This window comes from uncultured Porphyromonas sp. (assembly GCF_947254915.1).
Taxonomy (GTDB): Bacteria; Bacteroidota; Bacteroidia; order Bacteroidales; family Porphyromonadaceae; genus Porphyromonas.
Genome location: NZ_CAMYEZ010000115.1, coordinates 1 through 6969, shown reverse-complemented (window position 1 = coordinate 6969; position 6969 = coordinate 1). Strand labels below are relative to the sequence as shown.

Below are 6969 nucleotides of genomic sequence, written 5' to 3'. Positions count from 1 at the left end.
AAGATTGTCGTCAAGGTGCTAGACTGGAACGAAGCCACCGACCTCGGCAACTACAGCGACGAGGATCTAAACAATCAAGGCGATGTGCCAGGCCAAACAATAAACCCATCAGGCGTTAATCTCCTTGGTGCCGTTGCTGAGTACAATCTAGACGTATCAGGTACTCAGTTTGTCACGACCCACTCCAACAAGGCTGGCATTTCAGGCTACTTCAATTGGGCTGAGGCTATGGCTCTCAAGATGCCTGCTGGATATCACTTGCCTACTAGAGAGGAGTGGCTCGCCATCTTAGGTTCTGAGTGGGAACACCAAGCTTATACATATTTCAATAAGAATGATAGAAAGACAGAGGTTTCTCTAATGGTTCAGATCCCAGGTCACCAAGGCACGATAGCTTGCAAGCAGGACGTTAAGCAAGTTAGTGCAGAGTCTGCGACCTATATGATTCGCTATAAGGACAACGATACTTATCGCTCCGCTTGGCGATACTCTTATGTAAATAGTCCCATCACTGGTGAGGGGAAGATATTAAAGATAGAATCTGTACCTATCAAGGCTAATCTAACTATAGACAAGCTTAATAAGGATTACTTTGCTAAGCTTGAGGTTAGAACGTATGTCAAGACAATATATTTCCCTGCAACTGGTTGGGGCTACAGTCAAAATGGTTCGGGGACTAGCGGAGAGTTTCGAGGCATTGACAGTGGCTGGTGGTCTGCTACAAGCTATGACAGTAACTATGCTTATAGTGCGTATTTCACTGAAGACGCAGGAACGGGGGTGAATCGTGATTACAAAACGAGTCGTCGCTTTGCCGTACGCCTCTTCCAAGGAATATAAAGCTTTCAACTCTAAGCGGATCACTCCAAAGCTCCGCCCGCCACAACAGCGTCTCAGTCACGACTCGTGCGTCCATCGGATCAAAGCTGGACGAGTAACCCTTTGTAGGGACGCACGATCCGTGCGTCCGTCCCCGTTAAAGCCGTGACGATGTAACCTTTGATACAACGGACGCACAGATCGTGCGTCCCTACAAAGGACTACACGTCTCATTGAGCGTCCCTACAGCGGGTTACACGTATCGACCGAGCGTCCCTACACCTCGTTACTCGTAAGGAACTTGCGGAGTCTTCTAGATACAAACACTCTAATAACAATGACAATAATATGAACAAGATATATCGCATAGCGGGTGCCACCCTCATGGGGGTGCTCCTACTACTCACCTTGGGGAGCTGCTCCAGAGAGACTCAACTGACCTCTGAGGCACAGCCCGAGGCTGGTGCGGGACAGCTCGCTTTCAGCCTGGGCAATGATGCGTTGCGTAGCGTCCCCGCCGAGGCGTTTGAGAAAGCGGTAGATCCAGATAGGGTTTGGTGTATCTTCTTCACAAGGAGTGGCTCAGGGGCTTTGACTTTTAGAGTAGCCAAGCAGGCACACCAGAGTAGCTCGGGAAGCAACTATTCGGTCATAGCGGGCTTCTCGGGCTCAGCCCAGATGTTTGTCATCGGCAACGTTGAGCCAGAGCTACAGAATCAGTTTTACCGTCTGACTAGTGGTACGCCACTGGACGAGGTGCAGCGCTTGCTCGTCAAGAGTGGTCTGGGTAGTGGCTCTACAGAGCCTGACCACTTTGTCATGACTTCAGATATAGTGGAGGTGACGCTACCTGCGAGAGGGATGCCAGCGACAAGTCCCTTGCAGCCTATTCAGTTGAAGCGTCTCGCTGCTCGCTTTGACGTAATCAACGAAGTGCCAGGGCTTACGCTCACGACGGTCACTGTCGCCAACCGCATCGTCACCTCCACACTACTAGATATGCATGAGACTAGAGCCAAAGCCTCCGCCTCCACGGAGTATATGGTGGAGGGTGGCAAGGTGCTACAGCATAAGATATACAGTTATCAGAACAGCAACGAGGGGGGCTTGGCTAGCGCCACGACCTTTACGCTCAGAGGTAAGTACAATGGCAAGGAGATCAATCCTATCAAGTTAGAACTGATCAAGAAGACCCCTGGGGCACGCCCCTTTGAGGTGAAGCGCAACTACTGCTACCGTATCCTCATCAAGCCATCCAACAGTAACGATAAGCCAATCAGTCCAGACGAAGAGCCCAAGACTGCATGGCGGATTGTCGTCAAGGCGATTGACTGGAGCAAAGTTGTTGACCTTGCCAACTACAGTGACGAGGAGCTCATTACTCTAGGCGGGGGGAATAAAGATATACGCCAATTCGTCAACCCCTTAGGCGTTAACCTCCTTGACGCAGTCGCTGAGTACAACCTTGATACCTCGGGTACGAAGTTTGTCACGACCCATTCCAACGCTTTGGGGGTCTCAGGACGCTTCCATTGGCCAGATGCTATGGCACTCAAGATGCCTGAGGGGTACCACATGCCTACAGCTAATGAGTGGCTCTCTATCATTGGGGCTACGAAATCGAATAAATGTATTAACCCTAGCAAGAGATACATTAAGAAGGACATCTCTCTAACGGTCCAAATCCCAGGACAGTCAGGGACGATCATCTGCAAGCAGGATGTCAAGAATATTATGGAAAAGGGCGAGTACGCTACCTATATGATTCGCTATAAGGACAACGATACCTACCGCTCCGCTTGGCGCTATGCTTTTAACGAAGCCACTTTTCCTGGAGAGGAAAAAAGACCCATGTTTAAGATTGAAGTGGTGCCTGTCAAAGCAGGTCTTACGGTAGAGGATCTCAACAAAGAGTTCTTTGAGATGCCTGAGGTTAAGCGGTATCTCAAGACAATCTACCTGCCTATTTGTACCCCTGAAACGATTTCTCTAGATAAGTATGCTAGTCGTGGTGTTATAGGCTATTGGACTGCTACGAAATTTGATGACTACCAGGTCTATTGGGTGTCTGTTTCCCATTCTCCACACGTTCGCGATACCCTAGGTTGGATATCTAACAACCGTAATCTGCGAGTCTGTGTCGTCAGACCCTTCCACAACTCGTGGCAAGGGACGCAGAGATAGTCGCTCTCTTGAGGAGGCAAGGCACTATATAGATCACAACAAACAAAAGATAGGTATGAACAAGATATATTGTATAGCGAGTGCCACCCTCATGGGGGTACTCCTGCTACTCGCCTTGGGGAGCTGCTCTAAGGAAAGCCAGCTCACTCCAGAGGTACAGCCCGAGGCTGGTGCGGGTCAGATCGCCTTCAGCCTCGACAATGATGCGCTGCGTAGCGTCCCCGCCGAGGCGTATGAGAAGGCGGTTGATGAGCATAGCGTCTGGTGCGTCTTCGTCACTCCCGCCACCTCAGGCGGAGCGCAGACCGTCCAGGCTGCCAAGCAGGCGCACAAGACAGCTGCGGGAAGTTACTCGGTCAATGCTGGCTTCGCAGGAGCAGCCCAGATGTTTGTCATCGGCAATGTTGAGAGCGAGCTACAGTCGAAGCTTTACAACCTCACTAGCGGTACTCCGCTGAGCGAGGTGCAGTCGTGGATTGTGAAGAATAGCCTCGGGAATGGCACCGCCGATCCCGCTAAGTTTGTCATGACCTCGGAGATGGTAGCCGTAAATCTCCCCGCAAAGGGAGCCCCAGCGGCCAACATCTCGCAGGCTATCCAGCTGAAGCGTCTCGCTGCTCGCTTTGACGTGATCAACGAAGTGCCAGGGCTTAAGCTCACAACGGTCTCCGTTGCCAACCGCATCGTCACCTCCACACTGCTCGATGTCCAGCAGACAGGTACCAAGGAGACAACCGACTATGACGTCGTAGGTGGCAAGGTGCTACTCCACAAGATCTACAGCTATCAGAACAGCCACGAGGGTGGTACGACGGGTGCTACCTCCTTTACCCTCAAGGGTAAGTACAATGGTAAGGAGATTAAGCCAATTCAGGTAGAGCTCCAGAGTGCGTCTGACGTTTTACCTCTTGAAGTGAAGCGCAACCACTGCTACCGCATCCTCCTCAAGCCTACGTGCGATGACTTTAATCCGATCAAGCCTGATGATCCCACCACCGCTTGGCGGATTGTCATCAAGGCTCTAGACTGGAACGAAGCTGCCGACCTCGGCAACTACAGCGACGAGGATCTAGCTAACCATGGCGATGTGATAGACCCCACGGTCAACCCATCAGGCGTTAACCTCCTTGACGCAGTTGCTGAGTACAACCTTGATGCTACTGGCACTCAGTTTGTCACGACTCACTCAAACAAAGAGAGCATTTCAGGTTACTTCTCTTGGGATGACGCTATGGCTCTCAAGATGCCTGCTGGATATCACTTGCCTACTAAAGAGGAGTGGATAGCTATCTTAGGCAGTGCACAAGATATGTGCAGCGATGTAAAGAATGATTGCTTTGTTTATTTCAATCACGATGCAACTCTGAAGAATCTTCCTCTAACGGTTCAGATACCAGGTCAGACAGGAACGGTGCATTGCCTGCAGGATGTTAAGCAGGTTGAGTCTGAGTCTGCCACCTACATGATCCGCTATAGGTACAACGATACCTATCGCTCCGCCTGGCGCTACTCCTATGTAGATGGTCCTATCGCTGGTCAGAAGGTACTAAAGATGGAGTCTGTCACTGTCAAGGATAATCTGACGATAGATCAGCTCAGTAAGGATTACTTCGCTAATCCTAAGGTGAGCAAGTATGTTAAGACTAGATACCTCCCTACGACAGGAGGCATTGTCGTAAACGACATTCCGCCAGGCTTTGGTCCAGACTTCGGTTGGGGTTCTGTTCAGGGACGAAATGACTGTGGGCTCTACTGGTCTGCCTCTAAGTTTAAAAGCCGTGTTCCAGTTTCTTTTGGAGGAGATTATGTTGCAAACGAGGTATCGTTTGATAAAGACCGAGCATGCGTGACCTCAAGCCCCGTGGAGTATCGCCGCACCGTGCGACTCTTCCGCAATCTGTAGCAAGGAGCGCCGAGAGAGTCACTCTCTAGAGAAATCAAAACACTATATAGATCACCACAAACGAAAGATAAATATGAACAAGACATTTTGCAGCGTGAGTGCCACCCTAATGGGGGTACTCCTACTACTCGCCTTGGGGAGCTGCTCTAAGGAAAGTCAGCTCATCACCGAGGCAGAGCCTGAGGCTGGGGCGGGACAGCTCGCCTTCAGCCTGGGCAATGATGCGCTACGTAGCGTCCCCGCCGAGGACTTTGAGAAGGCGGTCGATGAGCATAGCGTCTGGTGCGTCTTCCTCACTCCCGCCACCTCAGGCGGAGCGCAGACCGTCCAGGCTGCCAAGCAGGCGCACAAGACAGCTGCGGGAAGTTACTCGGTCAATGCTGGCTTCGCAGGAGCAGCCCAGATGTTTGTCATCGGCAATGTTGAGAGCGAGCTACAGTCGAAGCTTTACAACCTCACTAGCGGTACTCCGCTGAGCGAGGTGCAGTCGTGGATTGTGAAGAATAGCCTCGGGAATGGCACCGCCGATCCCGCTAAGTTTGTCATGACCTCGGAGATGGTAGCCGTAAATCTCCCCGCAAAGGGAGCCCCAGCGGCCAACATCTCGCAGGCTATCCAGCTGAAGCGTCTCGCTGCTCGCTTTGACGTGATCAACGAAGTGCCAGGGCTTAAGCTCACAACGGTCTCCGTTGCCAACCGCATCGTCACCTCCACACTGCTCGATGTCCATCAGACAGGCGCCAAGGAGACAACCGACTATGATGTCGTAGGTGGCAAGGTACTCCTCCATAAGATCTACAGCTATCAGAACAGCAACAAGGGCGGTACGACGGGTGCCACCTCCTTTACCATCCAAGGAACCTACAAAGGCAAGGCAATCAAGCCAATTCAGGTAAAGCTCCAAGATGCCACTACGACAGAGGCGCTTGACGTGCAGCGCAACCACTGCTACCGTATCCTCCTTAAGCCTACTGGCGATGACTTTACGCCTATCAAGCCTGATGATCCCTCTACCGCTTGGCGGATTGTCGTCAAGGTGCTCGACTGGAACGAAGCCGCCGACCTCGGCAACTACAGCGACGAGGATCTAGATGCTCTAGGTACAGTAACGGCAGATCCTACAGTTAACCTCAAAGGCATTAACCTCCTCAATGCTGTCGCTGAGTACAACATTGACATCACGGGCAAGAAATTTACTGACACGCACTCTAATGCTGCAGGACACTCCGGGTATTTCACTTGGAATGAGGCTAAGGCTCTTCAGATGCCTGAAGACTATCACCTGCCTACTCGCTACGAGTGGACTGCTATCCTAGGTTCTGACTACTACTATGCTTCAAATAGTAACTCAATTGTCTATTACTATGCTTCAAATAGTAACTCAACTGTCTATTACAATGCTCCAAGTTTTAACCCAATTACCTATGTATACTTTGACCGAGACGAAACTAAGAGGGAGGTCTCTCTAACGGTTCAGATCCCAGGTCAGACAAAAAAGATGGATTGCTATCAGGATGTTAAGCAAGTTAGTGCAGATCATGCTACCTATATGATCCGCTATAAGGACAACGATATCTATCGCTCCGCCTGGCGATACTCTTATGTAGATGGTCCTATCGCTGGGCAGAAGGTGCTAAAGATCGAGTCTGTCACCGTCAAGGATAATCTGACGATAGATCAGCTTAATAAGGATTATTTTGCTAACCCTAAGGTAAGCAAGTATGTTAAGACGATTTACCTGCCTGCAACTGGGTGGAGCTACAACCAGAATGGTTCGGGCTCTTTAAACGAGAGTGGTTCCTTTGGGTACTACTGGTCTGCCACGGAGGGCAGCAGTAGCGATGCCTGCTTCGTGAGCTTCAGCGACACGTACGCGGACTTTCTCTACGTCAGTCAGTCGAATCGCTACGCGGTGCGCCCCTTCCGAGACAAGCTACAATAACTAATCGCGTGTAGCTTCGCCCGCAACGCAGTGTGCGGTCACCGTCTGGTCCATCGTCTCAAAGCCGGACGAGTAACCCTTTGTAGGGACGCACGATCCGTGCGTCCGTTGTGTCAAAGGT

3 protein-coding genes and 1 pseudogene are annotated in these 6969 nt (G+C 51.1%); all 4 read left to right on the top strand.

Annotated features, from left to right (window positions below; all coding sequences use genetic code 11):
* A pseudogene (locus Q0X57_RS06955) lies at positions 1-840 on the top strand (hypothetical protein); the annotation flags it as partial.
* 327 nt (positions 841-1167) lie between these two features.
* Positions 1168-3003, top strand: coding sequence for a hypothetical protein (locus Q0X57_RS06950; protein ID WP_297729493.1), 1836 nt, complete (start codon positions 1168-1170; stop codon positions 3001-3003).
* A gap of 55 nt (positions 3004-3058) precedes the next feature.
* Entirely contained in the window at positions 3059-4906 is a 1848-nt protein-coding gene (locus tag Q0X57_RS06945; RefSeq protein WP_297729490.1) for a hypothetical protein, read from the top strand.
* A 73-nt stretch (positions 4907-4979) separates the two neighbouring features.
* Positions 4980-6848, top strand: coding sequence for a hypothetical protein (locus Q0X57_RS06940; protein WP_297729487.1), 1869 nt, complete (start codon positions 4980-4982; stop codon positions 6846-6848).
* Positions 6849-6969 lie beyond the last annotated feature (121 nt).